The 20,312-nt window shown below is 38.0% G+C and carries 15 protein-coding genes and 2 tRNA genes; 9 read left to right on the top strand and 8 right to left on the bottom strand.

Annotated features, from left to right (window positions below; translation table 11 throughout):
* Nucleotides 1–22: 22 nt before the first annotated feature.
* Entirely contained in the window at nt 23–2,581 is a 2,559-nt protein-coding gene (locus OCV82_RS08590; protein WP_154044035.1) for an adenosylcobalamin-dependent ribonucleoside-diphosphate reductase, read from the bottom strand.
* 301 nt (nt 2,582–2,882) lie between these two features.
* Between OCV82_RS08590 and OCV82_RS08585 the strand changes: the two genes are divergently transcribed.
* Nucleotides 2,883–3,623: a nitroreductase family protein gene (locus OCV82_RS08585; RefSeq protein WP_154044034.1), complete on the top strand. Its 741-nt coding sequence runs from the start codon at nt 2,883–2,885 to the stop codon at nt 3,621–3,623.
* Between the two features lie 72 nt (nt 3,624–3,695).
* Here the strand turns inward: OCV82_RS08585 and dnaA are convergent, their stop codons facing one another.
* From dnaA to OCV82_RS08570, 3 genes are all read right to left on the bottom strand, one after another.
* Nucleotides 3,696–5,102 (bottom strand): chromosomal replication initiator protein DnaA, encoded by a 1,407-nt coding sequence (gene dnaA, locus OCV82_RS08580; RefSeq protein WP_154044033.1) that lies wholly within the window; start codon nt 5,100–5,102, stop codon nt 3,696–3,698.
* A 334-nt stretch (nt 5,103–5,436) separates the two neighbouring features.
* Nucleotides 5,437–6,333, bottom strand: a complete 897-nt coding sequence (locus OCV82_RS08575; protein ID WP_262543307.1) for an MlaD family protein — start codon at nt 6,331–6,333, stop codon at nt 5,437–5,439.
* 4 nt (nt 6,334–6,337) lie between these two features.
* Entirely contained in the window at nt 6,338–7,465 is a 1,128-nt protein-coding gene (locus OCV82_RS08570) for an N-acetylmuramoyl-L-alanine amidase family protein (RefSeq protein WP_154044031.1), read from the bottom strand.
* Between the two features lie 214 nt (nt 7,466–7,679).
* Between OCV82_RS08570 and folD the strand changes: the two genes are divergently transcribed.
* The 5 genes from folD to OCV82_RS08545 all read left to right on the top strand — a co-directional run bounded on the left by folD (nt 7,680) and on the right by OCV82_RS08545 (nt 11,251).
* Complete coding sequence (folD, locus tag OCV82_RS08565) at nt 7,680–8,561, top strand: bifunctional methylenetetrahydrofolate dehydrogenase/methenyltetrahydrofolate cyclohydrolase FolD (RefSeq protein ID WP_154044030.1); 882 nt, start codon at nt 7,680–7,682, stop codon at nt 8,559–8,561.
* A 95-nt stretch (nt 8,562–8,656) separates the two neighbouring features.
* Nucleotides 8,657–9,736: a CapA family protein gene (locus tag OCV82_RS08560; protein ID WP_154044029.1), complete on the top strand. Its 1,080-nt coding sequence runs from the start codon at nt 8,657–8,659 to the stop codon at nt 9,734–9,736.
* 96 nt (nt 9,737–9,832) lie between these two features.
* Nucleotides 9,833–9,906, top strand: a tRNA-His gene (locus OCV82_RS08555).
* 22 nt (nt 9,907–9,928) lie between these two features.
* Nucleotides 9,929–10,005, top strand: a tRNA-His gene (locus OCV82_RS08550).
* A 112-nt stretch (nt 10,006–10,117) separates the two neighbouring features.
* Nucleotides 10,118–11,251, top strand: coding sequence for a hypothetical protein (locus tag OCV82_RS08545; RefSeq protein ID WP_154044028.1), 1,134 nt, complete (start codon nt 10,118–10,120; stop codon nt 11,249–11,251).
* Nucleotides 11,252–11,257: 6 nt separating this feature from the next.
* Here OCV82_RS08545 and OCV82_RS08540 read toward each other — a convergent pair whose 3' ends face one another.
* Nucleotides 11,258–12,457 (bottom strand): MFS transporter, encoded by a 1,200-nt coding sequence (locus OCV82_RS08540; RefSeq protein ID WP_154044027.1) that lies wholly within the window; start codon nt 12,455–12,457, stop codon nt 11,258–11,260.
* A 105-nt stretch (nt 12,458–12,562) separates the two neighbouring features.
* A complete protein-coding gene (pheS, locus tag OCV82_RS08535) occupies nt 12,563–13,582 on the bottom strand; it encodes a phenylalanine--tRNA ligase subunit alpha (protein WP_154044026.1) in 1,020 nt (339 codons plus the stop codon).
* Between the two features lie 159 nt (nt 13,583–13,741).
* Here pheS and OCV82_RS08530 point away from each other — a divergent pair, with 159 nt between their 5' ends.
* From OCV82_RS08530 to OCV82_RS08520, 3 genes are read left to right on the top strand one after another with little or no spacing between them, the layout of a single operon-like run.
* On the top strand, nt 13,742–14,611 hold the full coding sequence (locus OCV82_RS08530) for a DUF4348 domain-containing protein (RefSeq protein WP_154044025.1): 870 nt from the start codon (nt 13,742–13,744) through the stop codon (nt 14,609–14,611).
* A gap of 20 nt (nt 14,612–14,631) precedes the next feature.
* The gene (gene murB / locus OCV82_RS08525; RefSeq protein WP_154044024.1) at nt 14,632–15,645 is read left to right on the top strand and encodes a UDP-N-acetylmuramate dehydrogenase; all 1,014 of its coding nucleotides are present in this window, start codon (nt 14,632–14,634) and stop codon (nt 15,643–15,645) included.
* 37 nt (nt 15,646–15,682) lie between these two features.
* On the top strand, nt 15,683–16,459 hold the full coding sequence (locus OCV82_RS08520) for an MBL fold metallo-hydrolase (protein WP_154044023.1): 777 nt from the start codon (nt 15,683–15,685) through the stop codon (nt 16,457–16,459).
* A gap of 109 nt (nt 16,460–16,568) precedes the next feature.
* On the opposite strand, the gene OCV82_RS08515 is transcribed toward OCV82_RS08520, so the two are convergent.
* Together OCV82_RS08515 and OCV82_RS08510 are read right to left on the bottom strand one after the other, a co-directional pair.
* On the bottom strand, nt 16,569–18,077 hold the full coding sequence (locus OCV82_RS08515) for an energy transducer TonB (RefSeq protein ID WP_154044022.1): 1,509 nt from the start codon (nt 18,075–18,077) through the stop codon (nt 16,569–16,571).
* 5 nt (nt 18,078–18,082) lie between these two features.
* Nucleotides 18,083–20,272 carry a BACON domain-containing protein gene (locus OCV82_RS08510; RefSeq protein ID WP_154044021.1) on the bottom strand — a complete coding sequence of 730 codons (2,190 nt, stop codon included), beginning with the start codon at nt 20,270–20,272 and terminating at the stop codon, nt 18,083–18,085.
* Between the last annotated feature and the right edge of the window lie 40 nt (nt 20,273–20,312).

Genomic DNA, 20,312 nt, shown 5'->3' with positions numbered 1-20,312 from the left:
TGTCATTTATGTTTTAAGTATATTATCCGCATCTTGAAGAACCGCAAGTTGTACAGATAAGACAGCCTTCCTGATAAACCAATGTTTCGTTTCCGCAGTTAGGGCATTTCATACCTTTGGCTTCTGTTCCGTCCTGTACATATTTCTTCAGGGCACGTTCAACACCGACTTTCCATGTGTTGATGTTTTCGCTGTCAAGCTGAAGTGAACCTACAAGTTTGATAACCTGATCGATTGGCATTCTCCAGCGCAATACTCCTGAAATAAGTTTAGCATAGTTCCAGTATTCTTTGTTGAAACGTTCTGACAATCCTTCTACTGTCATTTTGTAGCCACGTTTGTTTTCGAACTGGAAGTCATAGCGCTTGTTTCCATTCTCATCAATGTTCTTGATGATTTTACCACAAGTTACAGATTTAGGAAGCACTATACCTTCTTCATCATCCTGAAGACCGGTGAAGATTTCGTATGGATGACCGTCGAGTAAGCCTACAAATGCTACCCATTTCTCTTTGTTGTTCTGGAAGCGTACAACGTCTGCTTCGAGTACCTTTGGTCTTACTTCTACAACTTCAGGACGTTTGCATCTGCATTCTTCTTCTTTTTCTTTGCGCTTTTCTTCCTTGTCTGTCTTTTGTGTTGACACAAGTACTCCGGCACGCGAACCGTCGCGATAGACTGTACATCCCTTACAGCCTGAACGCCATGCTTCTACGTAAAGATTGTTTACTAGCTCTTCATCAACATTGTTAGGTAAGTTGATAGTAACACTGATTGAATGGTCAACCCATTTCTGGATGCGTCCCTGCATCTTGACTTTCATCAGCCAGTCAACATCGTTTGATGTAGCTTTGTAGTATGGTGATTTCGCTACAAGTTCGTCTATTTCTTCCTGAGTATAGTTCTTTGTTGTGTCCAGACCGTTGATTTTCATCCAAGTGAGGAACTTGTGATGGAATACGATATATTCTTCAAAAGCATCACCTGTCTCATCAACGAAATCAATTCTTACGTTTTCGTCGTTAGGATTTACCTTGCGACGTCTTTTATATACAGGCATGAATACCGGTTCGATACCGGAAGTGGTCTGTGTCATAAGACTTGTAGTACCAGTAGGAGCAATAGTAAGACACGCAATGTTTCTACGTCCGTATTTCACCATATCTTCGTACAGTGCCGGATCGGCTTCCTTTATACGGTTTACGAAAGGATTGTTCTTTTCTCTTTCGCTGTCATAGATTTCGAATGCGCCACGTTCTTTGGCCATAATAACTGACGAACGGTATGCTTCGATAGCAATGGTCTTGTGTACCTTTTCTGAGAATTCTGTAGCTTCTTCGGTTCCGTATCTCAGTCCCATAGCAGCAAGCATGTCACCTTCGGCTGTAATACCCACTCCTGTACGTCTTCCAAGTCCTGACTTTCTGTATATCTTTTCCCAAAGATGACGTTCTGTATTTTTAACTTCATCGTTTTCCGGGTCAGAGTCAATCTTTTCAAGGATGAGACCAATCTTTTCCAGTTCGAGGTCGATAATATCGTCCATTATTCTTTGTGCATATCTTACGTGTGTCTTGAACAAATCAAAATCAAAGTATGCATCCTTTGTAAATGGATTTACAACATATGAGTAAAGATTGATAGCCAGCAGTCGGCATGAATCGTATGGACACAATGGAATTTCACCGCAAGGGTTTGTTGATACAGTTCTGAATCCTAGGTCTGCATAACAGTCAGGTACAGATTCTCTTAAAATTGTATCCCAAAACAGAACACCCGGTTCGGCTGATTTCCATGCATTGTGCACAATCTTTCTCCATAATTCGTTAGCATTGATTTCTTTTACGAACTGTGGTTTATCCGAATCTATAGGGAATTTCTGTATATATGGCTTGTTTTCAACGGCTGCCTGCATGAACTCGTCGTCAAGCTTTACAGAAACGTTGGCTCCTGTAACCTTGCCTTCTGTCATCTTGGCATCGATGAATGATTCAGAATCGGGATGCTTGATTGAAACACTCAGCATAAGAGCGCCTCTACGTCCGTCCTGTGCTACTTCTCTTGTAGAGTTTGAATAACGTTCCATGAAAGGAACAAGTCCTGTGGATGTAAGTGCGGAGTTCTTTACAGGCGATCCTTTTGGACGTATGTGTGACAGGTCGTGACCTACGCCACCTCTACGTTTCATAAGCTGTACCTGCTCTTCGTCAATACGGATGATTGCACCGTATGAGTCAGCTTTTCCGTCAAGTCCGATTACGAAACAGTTTGACAAGGAAGCAACCTGGTATTCGTTACCTATACCTGTCATCGGGCTACCCTGTGGAACAATGTATTTGAAGTGATCGAACAAGTCAAACAATTCCTGTGAAGTCATGCTGTTAGGATAGTTTGCCTCAATTCTGGCAACTTCATTGGCAAGGCGCCAATGCATGTCCCTTGGGGATTTTTCATAGATGTTTCCAAATGAATCTTTCACTGCGTATTTGTTTACCCAAACACGTGCGGCGAGTTCATCTCCATTAAAATACTCTAATGAGGCTTCGTATGCTTCATTGTAGCTGTAAACTTTTTTTTCCACGATATTATAAGAATAAGTTTGTATCAGTTTTATGTAGATATTAGAGAAATGATTGATGCTGCAAAACTATCAATGTTTTTTTAATCGGCAAAGAAAAAGTATATAAAGTTATCAACAGCTTTTTGAAAGTTTTCCATTTTTATTGCTTATAGTGTTGATTTTCAGTTTGTTGTATGTTTTATATATCTGTAAAGTTTTCCATTTTGATTAACTTGTTTCTATTTTGTAGAATATTAGTCTTGAAAAAACGTACAATGTTTATTTTTTATATTATCTTTGTGAAATAAGAAAAAATATAAATATGGATTCAATAAAGAATAGAAGAACGATACGTAAATACAAATCTCAGGATATTCCGGAGGATTTGTTGAATGGGCTGTTGGAGGATTCTTTCAGAGCCTCTACAATGGGAAATATGCAGTTGTACAGTGTAGTTGTAACTCGTAGTAATGAAATGAAATCTAAACTTGCTCCTATGCATTTTAACCAGCCTATGGTGATGGGAGCTCCTGTTGTTCTGACTTTCTGTGCAGATTTTAATCGCTTTAGCCTGTGGTGTAAGCAGCGGAATGCTGAGCCGGGATATGACAATTTCCTTTCATTTATAAATGCTCTTTCAGATGCATTGTTGGTAACTCAGAATTTTTGTACTCTAGCCGAGGAAAATGGATTGGGAATATGTTATTTGGGTACAACCATTTATAATCCTGAACCTATAATAGATTTGCTGAAATTACCTAAGCTGGTCGTTCCTGTAGCAACTATAACGGTGGGTTATCCGGATGAATGTCCTTCACAGCCTGATAGACTTCCTTTGAACGGTATTATTCATAATGAAGTTTATTCACAGTACACTCCAGAAGATATAGATGAGATATATGCTTATAAGGAATCACTTCCAGAAAACAAGCATTTTATTGAAATTAATAAAAAAGAGACTTTGGCACAGATATTTACAGATATAAGATATCGAAAGGCTGATAATGAAATGATGTCAGCAGGCTTGATTAATGTGTTAAAACGTCAGGGATTTTTTGAGTAACATAGAATTAGTATAAAAAATAAAGACCACAGTAAATGTGGTCTTTATTTTTTATGTTTATATTGAAATAGTTTATTTCATTCTTATACTAGCCTCTATTTCGTCAATTTCATTTTTGAATGCTTTATCTACGTCAACCTGATCTTTAACAATTTTGCATGCGTGCAATACTGTTGCATGGTCTTTCTTACCTATAAGCTGTCCAATCTTTGATGAAGAGGTTTCTGTATGTTTCTTGGCAAGATACATAGCTACCTGTCTAACCTGAACAACTTCTCTTTTTCTTGTCTTTGTATGTATTGTTGAAGTATCTACCTTGTAGTATTCACATACCTTTTCGATTATATCTTCAACAGTAACAGGTTTAACTTCAGCGCATTTTACAGCCTTTCTTACTATTCTTTGAGTTAAATCAATATCTATTTCACGTTTGAATAGTATAGACTGTGCCAATAATGAGTTTACAATACCTTCAAGTTCACGTACACTTTCATTTACATTTTCGGCTATATAGCTGATAACCGATTCTGATATAGTAAGACCGTCACGACGAATCTTATTACGTAAGATATTTTTTCGCAGTTCTGTATCAGGCTTCTCTAATTCGGCTACTAAACCCCATTTGAAACGTGTCAGCAATCGGTCTTCCATTCCTTGTAACATTACCGGAGCGCGGTCAGAAGTCAGGATTAGCTGCTTGCCATTTTGGTGTAGATGATTGAATATATGAAAGAAGGTGTTCTGAGTTTTTGTTACTCCGGCAAACTCTTGTATATCATCAATGATGAGTACGTCAATAGTTTGATAGAAAGTAATAAAATCATTGAAATGATTGGTTCTTACAGAATCTGTGTATTGCACCTGGAACAAATGTGCAGATACATATAAAACTCTTTTTTCCGGGTATAGCTCTTTAATACGCGTACCAATAGCATTGACAAGATGTGTCTTGCCAACTCCTGAAGGACCGTATATAAATAATGGGTTAAAAGTTCTGGCAGGGTTTTGTGCAACTGTTTCAGCTACAGTTCTCGAAAACTCATTGCTAGTACCTTTGATGAAATTGTCAAAATTGTAGTTAGGATTTAAATGTGGGTCCAGATCCTGTACAACTTGGGCTTGTAGAGGGTTTGGAGTCTTGTTTGCATTCTGCACATTGTTTTGCTGTACAGCCTGTGAACGTTTTGTCCCCTCTATATTTACTGTTATTTGGTTTGTTTTGTCTGTAAGAATGGAGTACATCAGTTCCGTACCTTCTCCTATTTCCTTATATATAGCGGCACGGAGTAAACCTACGTACTTTTCTTCTAAGTATTCATAGAAGAAAGGACTTGGTACCCCTATAGTCAATGCCTTATTGTCGTATTTCAGTGGAACAATAGGCTCGAACCATGTTTTAAAAGCAGTTGCATTAACGTTATCTCTTATAAACATGAGACATTTGTTCCATAATGCAATTGCTTGATTCCCTTCAATCATATTTCTTAATCTAATATCTTAATTTCTTTTTTAGCAAATTATCTACGGTGCAAATTTCGGCATGAAATTTCAGAAAAACAAATCAACTTTTTCTTGTTTTTCTGAAAAATACTATAAGTACTTGATTGTCAATTGCTTGTTATTTGTTCTAAGCTTTGTCGGAATAATATTGCAATGTATTTGTAATATATTGAAAATTAGAAGATTGTTTATTCTTTAAATAATATGATATATTTTGTGTGTATAAATATAAAGCACTGATAATCAACTACTAATCTAAATAACAAGTATAATATTTAGAATGCTTGTTATTTAGATTGTTTCTATGTAATGCTTATTTGTCCTTCTTTCCGAATAAAGAAAAATGAACATATCTTTTAGGGTGTTCCTGCAGGTCTTTTAGTAATGATGCAGCGTTAGCTGATGTTGCATTCAGGTTATTATAAAGCTCTGGGTCATTTAATAATAATCCAATAGTATTGTCCTTATTGTTTAATTTATCAGTAAGTGCATAAACATTCTTCAATGTCTCATCTATCTTTTGGAATGTAGCATAATAATCTATCTCTTTTAGATTTCCGCTTATGGTTTTGAGGTCTTCTGTAATAGTAGTGACATTACTTGTTATTTTAGGAATGTCATTTCCCATTAGTTTTTCCAGATGGTTGCTTGTCTGGCTTAATGATGCTGTGATTTTTTCAGCATTCTTTATAGTATTTCCTAAAGACGGGTCAGACAGCAGCATATTTAGAGAAGATAATATAGAATCTAGTTTAGGCATCATTTTCTCCATTTGAGGCAATAACTCTTCTTCTGCTTTAGCCATAATGCCATTGTTGGCGTATCCTTCGATTGTGTCGCCAGGGGTTACAGTGTTACTCTCGCTATAGTTCATGATAAGGTTCATTTTAACTGTACCTAGCATTTCTGTAACTAGTTCCGCTTTACTTCCAACCGGTATCTTTATGTTTTCATCCATTTCAATACCTACAGTGATATGTCCTGGTTTATTGTGATTATATTGTATATCTCTTACTAATCCTACCTTAAATCCGTTTGCATATACCGGACTTGAAAGAGCCAAACCGTTTACTTGTGTATAGTCAACATAGTAATAGCTTTCAGCTTTAAACATGTTTATACCTTTAAGGTAGTTTATTCCAACAAAAAGGATTACCAATGCGGCTATAGCTGCAATTCCTATTGTAAATTCTTTTCTCATAATTGCCATGTAATTATTTATTGTTATTCTTAAATTCTTTTATTGCTTTATTGATATTTATTTTTGTATCGTTCTTAAATGCGATGATGAATGCGTCTTTGAATTTTGGATCTACTATTTTCCTCTTTATCTTTAATATCTTGTTATAGTCTTCATCTTCAGCATATGTATATTTAATCAATCCGTTTTCTTTGTACCATGATACCGGTTTCAAGCCTTTAAATTGCTTGCTGTTCTGCGGCAGGACTCTATCTGAAGCTAAAATCTGGATCTTAAATTTTATTTTTGATGTTTCTTTTGTTTCTTCTTCTTCTTTTGGTGTAGTTATTTCCTGTCTGGTATTCGAAGTAACAGTAGTAGGCTTAATTTTAGAACTGTTTCCCTTATAATTGATAAAAGCTCTGTAAATTGCATTTGCCAAATCGGTTGTTCCCTTATCCGACAATAAATATGTTTCTTCCGACGGGTTGGATATATAACCTAATTCTACAAGTACACTTGGCATAGATGTCTCTCTTAGCACAAGAAAACCAGCTTGGTGCACACCTTTGTCTATTCTGTTATAACTCTTGAAATTCTGTTGGATCAGTGTGGCGAAATTCACGCTTTGCGACATGTTTTTGTCTTGCATGAATTCAAATATGATATAGCTTTCAGAAGAGTTTGGGTTAAAACCTGCATATCTTTGTTTGTAGTCATCTTCTATAAGGATAACAGAGTTTTCCTTTTTTGCAACTTCAAGGTTTTCTTCAGTTCTATGTAATCCAAGAGTGTATGTTTCAGTTCCTTTTACGTATGAATTCTTTTTTGCTACAGCATTGGTATGAATAGATATAAAAAGGTTGGCTTTTGCATTGTTTGCTATTTCAGCTCTTCTGTGTAATGGCACAAAAATGTCTGATTTTCTTGTATATACGACTTTTGTATCATTGCAATTGTTTTCTATAAGTTTTCCTAGCTTTCTTGCTACATTAAGATTTATGTTTTTTTCTTTTCCTTTTTTACCTACAGCTCCCGGGTCATTCCCGCCGTGTCCGGGATCTATGACGACAATGAATTTGTCGTTTATGGTATTCCCTATGACAGGATAGGAACATGCGAATAAACAAAGGAATAAAAGTATTCTGTTAAAAATATTCATTCTATATAATAATGTAAACAAATCGGTGCAAAGTTAATATTTTTGCGTATTATTTCCGCTGTAATCTTTAAGATTTTATATTTTATCGGCTAAAAACAGTAAAATATACTATTTCATCTGATATTATGACTTTTTTTCTTATCTTTGTCATATTGCTTAATTTGAATGGGAAATATATAAATATAAGTCTTTGTAATTATTAAAATTATTGCTTATGATATTGATAGATGGTAAGGCAATATCCGAACAGATAAAGCAGGAAATTGCTCAGGAAGTTGCCCAGATTGTAGCTTCAGGTGGAAAACGTCCGCATCTTGCGGCAATTCTTGTAGGTCACGACGGTGGTAGTGAAACGTATGTGGCTAACAAGGTTAAAGCGTGTGAGGTATGTGGCTTTAAGTCAACATTGATACGGTTTGAAGCGGATGTGACAGAAGATGAACTCCTTTCTAAAGTAAGGGAATTGAATGCAGATGATGATGTCGATGGATTTATAGTACAATTGCCTCTTCCTAAACATATTTCAGAGCAGAAGGTGATTGAGACAATTGACTATAGGAAAGATGTTGACGGCTTTCATCCAATCAATGTAGGAAGAATGTCAATAGGTTTGCCATGCTATGTATCTGCAACGCCTAATGGAATTCTGGAATTGCTGAAAAGATATAATATTGAAACCAGTGGAAAGAAGTGTGTGGTTTTGGGTAGAAGCAACATAGTAGGAAAGCCTATGGCTACCTTGATGATGCAGAAAGCATACCCTGGAGACGCCACTGTTACAGTCTGCCACAGCAGAAGTAAAAATCTGGTTGAAGAATGCCGTGAGGCTGATATTATAATTGCAGCTTTAGGTCAGCCGGAATTTGTAACAGCCGGAATGGTTAAGGAAGGTGCTGTAGTAATAGATGTTGGTACAACCAGAGTTCCAGACGCAAGCAGAAAGTCCGGATTTAAACTTACAGGTGATGTGAAGTTTGATGAGGTGTCACCAAAATGTTCATATATAACTCCTGTTCCTGGTGGAGTTGGTCCAATGACAATAGTATCTCTCATGAAAAATACACTCCTTGCCGGAAAAAAAGCTATTTATAAATAGTTTGATTTGTATCGTTCTTGTTTAAACAAGTATGCTAAACATTGATTAAACGATGTTTGAATACCGCTTAATTCTTTGTATATGTATTTTGATATATGAACAGATTAAATAAGTATATATCACAATTGTTGCCGATAGCCTTGTGGCTGTCGGCAACAACTGTTTTTGCAGTTTCGGATACACTTTCAATTCTTTTTGCCGGTGATCTTATGCAGCATGATGCGCAAATAAATGCTGCAAGACGAGCTGATGGGAAATATGATTACAGTAATTGTTTTACGTACGTCAAGCCGTATGTCCGTTCTGCTGATATAGCAGTAGCGAATTTGGAAGTAACTTTGGGGGATAAGCCTTATAGGGGGTATCCTGCTTTCAGTGCTCCTGATGAATACCTTTATGCCATTAAGGATGCCGGCTTCGATGTGCTTATGACAGCAAACAATCATTGTCTGGACAGGGGCTCAAAAGGACTGACAAGAACTATAGAAAAGCTTGACTCTCTTAAATTAAAACATGCCGGCACATATAAAAATAAAGAAGAAAGAATTCATAATTATCCATTGTTGGTCGAGAAAAAAGGATTTAGGATTGTTTTCCTTAATGCTACATATGGCACAAATGGAATGTCTGTTCAAAAACCTAATATTGTGAATTATATTGAGAGGCAACAGATAAAGTCTGATATTATGAAAGCCCGTCTTATGAGGCCTGATGTAATAATAGCGTTTATGCACTGGGGGCAGGAATATAAAACGATGCCATCCGATAATGAAATTGATATGGCTGAATGGTTGATAAGTATGGGTGTTGATCATGTTATAGGTTCCCACCCTCATGTCATCCAGCCTGTTTCTATGATAGGGGATACGCTTTCACCTCAAAAACATCTTGTAGTTTTCTCGTTAGGTAATTATATATCGAATATGAGTGCCAGAAATACTGATGGCGGTTTGTCGGTAAAACTGTTTTTTAAAAAGATAAATGGGATAACCAGATTGATTTCTTATGAAAACTCGTTGGTCTGGACTTCAAGACCTGTTTTGAGTGGAAAATCCGATTTTATATTATATCCTTGCAATATTGATAAAAAATATCTGAATGATAGTGAAAGACAGAGGATTAGGCGTTTTATTGAGGATGCCGGGCAAATATTGAGTAAGAAGGTCTTTCAGTAAAATGCGGATAAAAATGAAAAAAAATGGGATAAAAGTTTGCATAAATGGAAATAATGCGTACCTTTGCATCGCTTTTGAAAGGAAAGCCAACAAATGGTGACTATAGTTCAGTTGGTTAGAGCGTCAGATTGTGGTTCTGAATGTCGTGGGTTCGAGTCCCACTAGTCACCCTCCTTTACTAAAGCAAACATGGTGATTATAGTTCAGTTGGTTAGAGCGTCAGATTGTGGTTCTGAATGTCGTGGGTTCGAGTCCCACTAGTCACCCCAACTTCATAAAAATTAGTAAGTCCTGCAATGCAGGACTTTTTTTGTATATAAATATTTGGCTTTGTTTGTACTTTTTTATAAAGTTTTTATTATCTTTGCCAAAAAGAGTTATATGAGGTTTCGTACGGTCGTAAAAATAGGGGTTGGATTATCGGTCTTGTTATTCTGTATAGGAGTAGCATTTTATAGTTTTCTTAGTCTTACGGACGCAGAAAAGGGTAAAGATGTAAATATGTTTGCCTTGGTTCCTGATGATTGTAATGGCGTTCTTGATACTGATAATATCTTTTTTTATACCAGCGAATTTCCGCGTACCTCATATGCAATAGATCTTGATACATTACATCACTCTGAACTGATAAATAATATCCTTACAGACATTTCCAAGTACACATCTGTTAATACGCATGGTCTTTCAAACCAGATCAAGCGTCTTATGATTAGTTTTCATAATTCTACTTCTACTAAAGACGTTGTTGCATATTTTAAGATAGCAGGTGGCGGAAATAAGTTCTTGCTCGATATTCTTCGCCAGAAATATGGTCAGGATATATATCCTAAAACTGAAGAATATAGAGGAAAGAAGATAGAAATATATCCGTTGGGTAAAACAGCAAACTTCCTTTCTGTGTTAAGCGGTGATGGATATATAATTGTAAGTTATCATAAAATGCTGATTGAACGTGTCATTGATGCTATCAAGGATGGCACCTCATTGGCTAACGATGCTGTTTTCAAAAACTATCAGATGAAAAAATCTGCCAATTATATGACGTTCTACGGACGTACTGCATCATTCCCTTTGTTGGCAGACAACAATAATGTATGGAGCGAGTTTGAACTTCATCTCAATAGTGATGTCTTATATCTTAGCGGCTCAATGTACGAACCTGACAGCTGTTCTCATGATATAGCTTTACGTCTGGACAATATCCATAATATTTCGTCAGACAGTATCCTTATAGTTTCCGGTCATGAAAAGGTAGATTCATGTATAACAAATGCCATTTCAAAACCTAAGAATAGAATTTTTGACCAATGTCTCTCCAATCTCTCCAGAGACGCTTCTTATATTATGGTTGCAGATATGGATAAGGTTGCCGAGAATATAGAACAATATTCACCTTACATTCCCGGATTTATTTGCGACAATATCGGACTTTTCCGTTCTTTTATAATATCATCACAGGTTACAGAGATAAACGGAAGATATTCGCACATTTATGTTTTTACTTATAAAGATTGATATCCCTTATCTTACTTTGTTTCTGATGAAATGAGGTCCTGCCTTGAATTTGAAATAGAACATAGAAACCAAAGTTAATACGGCGCCAAACAGGTAGGCATATTTGAAAGACGAGATCTCTGCAATACTTCCTCCAGTCAGCATTCCGATACCTATACCTACGTCCCAGGATGTCAGATAAGTACTTGTCGCAGTACCCCTCTGATTGTTCGGGGCTAGATTTACAAATAATGTGTTGTAGGCCGGAAACATTGTACCGAAACCGATTCCAAGCAAAAGTGATATTGCGAAGAAGAATACGGTAGTAAACATGTAATTCCATTCAATAGTCCATCCACAGGCCGTTAGTCCGAAATAGCAGAAAGATACAAGATACATACCGGCCATTATTACTTCTGTAATTTTTCCTTTATCTACAAGTTTGCCACTGAACAGACGGCTTACAGCCATTCCTACAGCCATGAATGTGAAAAACAATCCCGTTTCTGCAGTAATACCTATCTGTTTTGCATACATAGCCACATAGTTGGTAGTCATTCCGTATGGAATAGAGAGCAACAGAAGACTCAATCCTCCCGGTAGCCCTTTTATTAGAATAAATCTGTCCAGCGAAATAGGCTCACGTTTTACGGGCGGACGATATTCTGTTTTCACACACGATGCCATTATTATTCCCAGCATTCCTGAAACCAAGGCATACGAGAATACTGTTGTATATGACGCTCCAGCATTGTGCAGGAATAGTCCGAACATAGGACCTATAGACATGGCCAGGTTGTTTGTCAGTCCGTAATATCCCAATCCTTCACCTCTTCTTGAAGAAGGCATGATGTCAATCACCAGAGTGTTTCCACCTACTGTAACCATTCCGAACGACAGTCCATGTATAACCCTCAGTATAATAAAAAAGGTAAGAGTGCCGGCAAGCATATATCCTGCAAATATAGACGTGAAGATAAAATATGCCACAAGATAAAGAGGCTTTCTGGCAAAGGTATCAAGAAAATATCCGGAGAAAGGTCGTATGCACAAAGCCGCAATGGTATAGCATGACAGCACTATTCCGATTGTGGTGTTTGATACACCGAATATCTCTTCAAGATAGAAAGGCAGTACCGGAATAAGCAGCCAGAAACCGAAATAAAGCAGAAAGTTAGCAGCCAGGATGCAGCAATAGCTTGGTGTGATAAGTTTATCTTTACTCATATCTATATTATGTGATTTGCCTGTTTTATAATCCAAAGGCACGGAATCGCCATATTGCGGTCACCGTGCCTTGATATAAATTATATGTTTTCGAAGTACCGTTTATCAGTTGGCAGCCTCGAATTCAGTCAGGAATCTTGTATCGTTTTCAGAGAACATACGCAAGTCTTTCACCTTGTATTTCAGGTTTGCTATACGTTCTACACCCATACCGAATGCGTAACCTGAATAAACCTTGCTGTCTATTCCGTTAGCTTCGAGCACGGCAGGATCCACCATACCGCATCCAAGAATTTCCACCCAACCAGTGTATTTACAGAACGGACAACCTTCGCCGCCACAGATATCGCAGCTGATATCCATTTCTGCACTAGGTTCTGTGAATGGGAAGTATGACGGACGAAGACGTATCTTTGTACCTTCGCCGAACATTTCCTGTGCAAACTGAAGAAGTACCTGCTTCAAGTCGGTGAATGAAACATTCTTGTCGATATAAAGACCTTCTACCTGATGGAAGAAACAGTGTGCTCTATAGCTGATAGCTTCGTTTCTGTAAACACGTCCCGGGCAGATTACGCGGATAGGAGGTTGTGAAACTTCCATCACACGGCTCTGTACTGATGAAGTATGTGTTCTAAGTATAATGTCAGGATGGCTTTCAATGAAGAATGTATCCTGCATGTCGCGTGCCGGATGGTCTTCAGCGAAGTTCATAGAAGAGAATACATGCCAGTCGTCTTCCACTTCAGGACCATCGGCGATGGTAAATCCCATGCGGCTGAATATATCTATGATTTCATTCTTTACAATGCTTAACGGATGACGTGTACCCAGGTCGATAGGGTAGGCAGTACGAGTGAGGTCAAGTTCTGCGGCACCGTTGTCCTGCATTTCGAAAGCTTCTTTCAGAGCTGCTATACGTTCCTGCGCACGGTTTTTCAGCTCATTCAGCTTCATTCCCACTTCCTTTTTCTGTTCTGCTGCCACGTTTCTGAAGTCAGCCATCAGTGCATTGATAGCTCCCTTCTTACTAAGGTATTTTATTCTCAGAGCTTCCAGTTCTTCTGCATTCGAAGCCTTTAAATCTTCTATTTCCTTTAGTAACTCTTCTATTTTTGCTAACATATATTACTGTTTTAAGTATTTTACATTGGCGCAAAGTTAATTATTTAAACTGAAATAATTTCTTTTTCAGGTAATAAAAAAGAAAACTTGACTTATATTCGTTTACGAAAGAAAAAAATAGGTATTTTTGTCACGTATTTTTAGATTAGACATAATTAAATGAAAAGTATTCTATTGGGATATGTCTTGTTGCTCATGGTTGTGTCGTGTGTAGGGCAGCATAAAAGGTCCGAATCATTGTCGGACGAGCAGGGAATTGAACTGGTTCAGACTGATTCTGTTTCAATATCCGATGAGGAATTGTCGGATACATTAATCGTTGTGGATGAAGTGGTGCCGACCACCGCCGATGCCAGTTTCATCGATTTTCTTTATTATTTCATTTCCGATGAGGAATTCCAGCATTCCCGTGTCCAGTTTCCCGTATCTTTCTATGATGAAACTGCAGTGACAAGGCTTACTTCCGATGAGTGGGTTTTCGATCCTATGTTTGACTCCGACCAGTTATACACAGTGATATTCGACAAGGAAGAAGATTTGGAGTTGGAGAACGGTTCGTCAACAACAAGCGTACAGATTGACTGGATTTATTTGTCGGATTATCATATCAGGAGATATTATTTCGAACTGAAGGACGACCGTTGGTATCTGGAAGCGGTAAATAAGGAAAAGATGACGCGTACGAAACACGGAGGAGAAAATTTCTATGATTTCTATCATCGGTTTGCTTCTGATTCAATTTTCCAGTCTGAAAGATTGTCAGAACCTTTGCTGTTCTCCACTGTTGACCCCGAGGACGAATTTTCTGTTCTTGAGACCACATTGGAAAGAGGTCAGTGGTTTGCTTTCCGTCCTCCAATGCCAACCGAAAAACTTACTAATATACGTTACGGACAGAAGGAAACAGAGGAGTCTAATACTAAAATCGTAGAATTCAAAGGCTTGGGAAACGGACTGAGTAACACTCTTTATTTCAGGAGAATTCACGGAAAGTGGAAACTATATAAATTTGAAGATTTGGGCGACTGATAAATATAACCGAAGAAATAATGAAAGAATATACAGATTATCCTATACTTAAATACAATACATTCGGAATGGATGTCAAGGCATCCCGTTTTGTGGAATATTCATCCGTTGGCGAGCTTAAAACGTTTCTTGCATCACGTGATGTTGCGTCACCTTTGCTGCATATTGGCGGTGGAAGTAATCTTCTGTTCCTTTCCGATTTCAAGGGTACAATATTACATTCTGCAATAAAAGGCTTCAGCATAGAGGGTGAGTCCGACGAGTGGATAGACATAAAGGTCGGAGCGGGCGAGGTATGGGATGATTTTGTGGCATATACCGTATCCGAAGGTTGGTATGGAGCAGAAAATCTTTCAATCATACCCGGTGAAGTAGGAGCGTCTGCCGTACAGAATATAGGTGCATACGGGGTAGAGGCAAAAGACATAATCCTGAAAGTCCACACGGTCAGTGTCTCTGATGCATCCGAACGCGTCTTCACAAACGGTGAATGTCGTTATTCTTACCGTAACAGCATTTTTAAGGAAGAACTAAAAGGAAAATACATAGTTACGCACGTCACATACCGTCTCAGTAAGAAAGCCGAATATCATCTCTCGTACGGAAATATCAGTGCCGAACTCGAAAGAAGAGGTCTAGAGCCATCGCTGGAAAATGTGCGAAACGTAATAATAGATGTGCGCCGTTCCAAATTGCCGGAACCATCTGAATTAGGTAATGCCGGAAGCTTTTTTATGAATCCTATGGTTTCAGCGCAGAAGTTCAGACAGTTGCAGGAGGAATATCCTGACATGCCGCATTATCCTGTAGATGATAATACGGTGAAAGTTCCTGCCGGATGGATGATAGACCGTTGCGGATGGAAGGGACGCAACATAGGACCAGCAGGAGTATATCAAAGACAGGCCCTTGTTTTGGTAAACCTTGGTGGCGCTACAGGAAATGACATTTCAAATCTCGCAAATGAAATTATAAAGTCAGTAAAAGATAAATTTGGAATAGATATACATCCCGAAGTGAATTATATTTATTGACCTGATAATACATAATACAATATAAAGTACGACTATTATGAAGATAACAATATTAGGAAGCGGAACATCTACCGGAGTACCTCAAGTGGGGTGTACATGTCCGGTGTGTACCAGTACCGACCCTCGCGACAGGCGTCTCAGGTGCTCAGGGCTGGTAGAAGTTGACGGAGTAAGGATTTTGATAGACTGTGGTCCTGATTTTCGTGAGCAGATGTTGCGTCTGGAGGATTTCGGACCTATCGATGCCGTGCTTATCACCCACGAACATTACGACCATGTGGGCGGACTTGATGACCTTCGTCCTTTCTGCCAGTTCAAGGATGTGCCTGTCTATGCCGAAGATTATACAGCCGAACGCCTGCAGCAGCGCATACCATATTGTTTTGTCGAACATCCGTATCCGGGTGTTCCCAGAATACCTCTGCATAGGATAGAACCAGGCAAACCGTTTTCTGTGGAAGGAATGCATGGCAATACTGTGGAAATCACTCCCTTCAGAGTCATGCACGGCAAGATGCCTATCCTCGCTTTCAGAATAGGAGATATGGCATGGGTTACTGATATGACTGAAATGCCTGAAGAAAGCAATGTCTTTCTGGAAAATCTGGATTGTCTCATAATGAACGCACTCCGTCTTGAACCTCACTGGACACATCAAAGTCTTCCGGAGGCTATTGAGCGAGCAAACAAGATTTCTGCCAAGGAAACATATTTCATACATGCCAGCCATCATATAGGTCTGCACGCAGATGTGGAGAAAATGCTGCCGGAGCACATGCATCAGACTTACGACGGAATGGTGATAGAGTATTGATGAATTATGGCTTTGCAAATGTTTTGCAAAAGGCTTGCAAATATAATTTTAATCTAAACAGCATTTAAACGGTGCTTAAATACCGTTTAAATGCTGTTTAAAGCAGTTCTTATTTTTCTAGGCGAATTATTTCTTTGGGTGAATTTTTCAGGTTTGGCATTTCTTTTCCTAAAGGTGCTCCTATATATGTAGGATCGCAAATCAGAAATTTCTTACCATCAATTTTCAAATAATCTCCTGATGTATTTGGATTATCGAATCTTACAGCTGTCGCCAAATGTTTTCCGGTGTAATACACTAATGCAACTTCCATTCCTAATAAATAACGTACCAATTGACTGAATAGGATTGCACGGTCTTCGCAGTCAGAATACGAGGAGGCAATTGTTTCCTCAGGGAAGAACCATCGTTCATAACCAAATTGTTCATCATCGGTTTTATATTTGAATGCATATTGCACAAAATGCAACAAAGCATTAATAGATTCTTCTTGCGATTTATTCTTAACTAATGGACGCAGTTCTTCTTCTACGCTTTTTAGAAACGTTTCGCTTGGAACTGATTCTGCATATAACTTGAAATCTACACATGGGTATGTGCTGAGCATCTGCATATAGTTCTTGTCATACCATACATTGTATGATTGGTCTTTTGCTTTCAATGGTTGTAATGTGGCATTTGCCTGTAGAGACGGAAAATAGGATAAGGACATATCCATTAGGCGTGTGGCACTCTTGAATTCCATACCGCAACTTCTTATACTTGATAAATCCGTATGTTTAGGGTTCAATACGGTATATATGGTTCCGTTGGCATTGCCGAATTTAAAGAATGAACTGTTAAATACATTACACTTGAATGCTATAAGCGGAATTAGCTCTTGTTGTGAGCGACCTATTTTTGCTTTATATCCCAATTGGTTAAGAAGAAATATGACGAATGCAGTCTGTTCGTTTGAATTTCTTCCAGGAAATTTTGTTTTAAATGTTTGGTTTATGAGAATATACATACCCCAGTCATTTAAATTTAATGCATTACGTTTTTGTTTTATTTCTTCCGTCCAGTCTGTATATGGAAGTTTGGTCATCGCATTCCAATATTTGGCTACTGATTGTTCGTCTATTCCTGTTAGACGTGGCAGATTATAATTGACTTTGGAGATAGCTACCGGTGTACCATAAAAAATCATGTTCATACTGTTTGTCGCATTACTTATAGGAATTTTTGGTGATAAATCTTTTTTTATAGATTTACTTGATTCTTCATCTTTGGAGGGAATATCCGGAGTTGTAGGTTTGGGGACTTCTTTTACAGGTTGTATTATCGGCTTGGGTTGCGGTGTGTCAGGCTTGTAAACTGTAGGTGGAACAGGTTTTACAATTGGCGGTTCTTTTTTCTTTAGTGAATAGTCCGGCCATGCTTCAGCCAGATATTTAGCGAACTCCTGGTTTATAGAATCGTAATAAGCTTTAAACTTTTTATCTTCATTTTGGGCATAATTATTGAAGGCGGCTTTTTGTTCCCTATAATACCGTTCAAAGTCGTCTTCTATATAAACTTGTCCCCGACTAATGCCGGGGAACAAGATTATTATTAGTAGAAAAAATGTTTTCTTCATTTTCACTATTGTTTGTTGTTGTATATTTCCTTGATTTCATTAGCTGACAGACGTCGAGTATCATAAACACGGAAATTATCTACACTCATGTTGGTGGCTGGAAGTGTAAGGCTATTGTTCAGTTTAAGGCTACCTCCCATTGTGAAGCTGGTGCCGGTACCATATCCACCATAACTGTCAGTGTAATTTTGTGTTATTGTATATACTTCCATACCATCAACATAAAGAGTAGCCGTTACTTTGTATATTGTTGTAATATGATAATCCGATATAATAGCAATATGATGCCATTTTCCATCGGTTAATGTCGGATGAACAAATGGTTGTACATCATTTTCGAACTGATAATGATTACGGTATCCATCAACAGCGAATTTTAAGGCTCCGTTAACTATACTTAACGATAGCATAGGATAGTTTTCATATGAAGAATTTAGGTGGAAAATATGTCCGTCACTGAAATCCTTTCCCCAGAAGCTAATCGTCATTTCTTTTGAATCAATTATCGGTTTGGAAACGACAAATGTACTATTGTCTGTTTTGCTGAATTTTATAGCTTTTCCTTCAGGTATTACACCTTCTACAAAGCTTGGAGCCGGTGAACCGAAACCGTTTATACCGTTTTCTGTAGCGTCTTCAAAATTACCGTCAAACTTATAATATGTATATAATCCTTGAGTAACGACTGTTCCGGCTATAGCACTGCCTTTTATTGCGTTAACTGATATTTTTTCTTTATTAACACCGTCTGAAACTTCTATTGTTGTGTTTAATGTTTCCGGCATTATGGAACGGTCTAACGTTACTGTTATCTGTTTAGTTTCGGCCGGTTTGGTTACTCCGCTTGTTTCAGATACTGTTAAGCCTGTTCCTGTTGGGACGGTTATATTCCATGTAAATTCTGCAGTACCTGTGTTACTGATTGTAAATACTTTTTCAGTAGCTTCTTCTCCGAAATCCAAAGAAAGCGGAGATACTTCCATTTTTGCAACAGGTTTAGTGGCTTTAACTGTAATACTTTCTTCGTTTGTGCCATCAGAAATTTTAAATGTTGTGTTGGCATTTTCCGGCATAGTTTCACGATCAAGTTTTACTTGTAACACTTGATTACCCTCAGCCGCTACGCTTCCTTCCATAGGGGTAACAGTTATATAGTTAACAGATATTCCCGAAACAGAATATTTCAGTTCTGCCTTTCCTGTATTGCTTACAGTTAATGGTAATTCTGTTGATGAATGTCCGAAATCAAGTAGGGTAGGTTCTATCTTCATTTCAGCTTTCTCTTCCACCTTTGTAGCCTTTACAGTAACGGTCTGTTCTTTTATGCCGTCTGAGATAACAAAAGATGTATTCAGATTGTTGTTCAGTTTTGTACGGTCAAGTTTCACTTTTATTACTTTTGATCCTTCAGACTCCACAGTACCTTCTGTTTCTGAAACAGATATGCTTTCTTCCGTGATACCTGAAATGTTCCATGTGAGAGGAGCGTTTCCTGTATTTTTAATGGTTATGTTTTTTTCATTGTCGGTATCACCAAAATCTATGGATGTTGGAGTTATTGCCATTTCAGATTTGGCATTGACAGGAGCGCACGATACAGAGATAGTGTATGAGTTTCCAAATGCCGATAAAGTGACTTTAACGTTTTTTGTCTCTGATAATTTGTCGCGGTTGACAGTAAAGACAATGCTCTGTGTCTTGTTGCCTGCAATGTTGCCTGAAAGAGGTGATGCAGTAAGCCAGGCATTATTTCCCATGTCCAAAGCCCATTCTGTAGCGGCATTGCCATGATTGGTTACAGTTACTGATAATTCTGTTTGGGCAGTGCCAAAGTTGAGGGTTGAAGGTGTGATTTCTATTTCTGCCTCTTCTTTTTCTTTCTCAAGCTGCATATCACATTTTGCAGTTTCGCCTACTAACACGTTTACGTTGCGCGTATTGGTTATGTATCCGTTTTTTTTGAATTGCAATTGGTAGTTTTGTGCTTCCAAATCGCTGAAACGGAATTGTCCGTCACTACCTGTTGTTGTACTGGCGCCTAAATCCACCACACTCACCTGTACACCAGAAATCGGATTGGTTGTTCCCGATTCGGTCACTATACCCTGAATATTTCCTGTATAGTCCCTTTCCTCTTCCGTGCAGGAAGCTAAGAATAAGGTTATTATGATAAAGAAATTAATTATACGTTTCATTGTTGTTTTTTTGTTAAAGTTAAATTGAAAATTCAGATTG

The organism is Bacteroides cellulolyticus, from assembly GCF_025567135.1.
GTDB classification, from domain to species: domain Bacteria; phylum Bacteroidota; class Bacteroidia; order Bacteroidales; family Bacteroidaceae; genus Phocaeicola; species Phocaeicola cellulolyticus.
This window is presented reverse-complemented; position numbering and strand designations above follow the sequence as displayed.

What these genes read in the sequence shown, in the direction of transcription:
- OCV82_RS08570 (WP_154044031.1), bottom strand. Translation starts at nt 7,465, where the DNA reads ATGAATATTTTTAACAGAATACTTTTATTCCTTTGTTTATTCGCATGT.
- OCV82_RS08560 (WP_154044029.1), top strand. Translation starts at nt 8,657, where the DNA reads ATGAACAGATTAAATAAGTATATATCACAATTGTTGCCGATAGCCTTG.
- OCV82_RS08540 (WP_154044027.1), bottom strand. Translation starts at nt 12,457, where the DNA reads ATGAGTAAAGATAAACTTATCACACCAAGCTATTGCTGCATCCTGGCT.
- folD (WP_154044030.1), top strand. Translation starts at nt 7,680, where the DNA reads ATGATATTGATAGATGGTAAGGCAATATCCGAACAGATAAAGCAGGAA.
- OCV82_RS08510 (WP_154044021.1), bottom strand. Translation starts at nt 20,272, where the DNA reads ATGAAACGTATAATTAATTTCTTTATCATAATAACCTTATTCTTAGCT.
- murB (WP_154044024.1), top strand. Translation starts at nt 14,632, where the DNA reads ATGAAAGAATATACAGATTATCCTATACTTAAATACAATACATTCGGA.
- OCV82_RS08585 (WP_154044034.1), top strand. Translation starts at nt 2,883, where the DNA reads ATGGATTCAATAAAGAATAGAAGAACGATACGTAAATACAAATCTCAG.
- OCV82_RS08515 (WP_154044022.1), bottom strand. Translation starts at nt 18,077, where the DNA reads ATGAAGAAAACATTTTTTCTACTAATAATAATCTTGTTCCCCGGCATT.
- OCV82_RS08530 (WP_154044025.1), top strand. Translation starts at nt 13,742, where the DNA reads ATGAAAAGTATTCTATTGGGATATGTCTTGTTGCTCATGGTTGTGTCG.
- OCV82_RS08575 (WP_262543307.1), bottom strand. Translation starts at nt 6,333, where the DNA reads ATGGCAATTATGAGAAAAGAATTTACAATAGGAATTGCAGCTATAGCC.
- pheS (WP_154044026.1), bottom strand. Translation starts at nt 13,582, where the DNA reads ATGTTAGCAAAAATAGAAGAGTTACTAAAGGAAATAGAAGATTTAAAG.
- OCV82_RS08545 (WP_154044028.1), top strand. Translation starts at nt 10,118, where the DNA reads ATGAGGTTTCGTACGGTCGTAAAAATAGGGGTTGGATTATCGGTCTTG.
- OCV82_RS08520 (WP_154044023.1), top strand. Translation starts at nt 15,683, where the DNA reads ATGAAGATAACAATATTAGGAAGCGGAACATCTACCGGAGTACCTCAA.
- dnaA (WP_154044033.1), bottom strand. Translation starts at nt 5,102, where the DNA reads ATGATTGAAGGGAATCAAGCAATTGCATTATGGAACAAATGTCTCATG.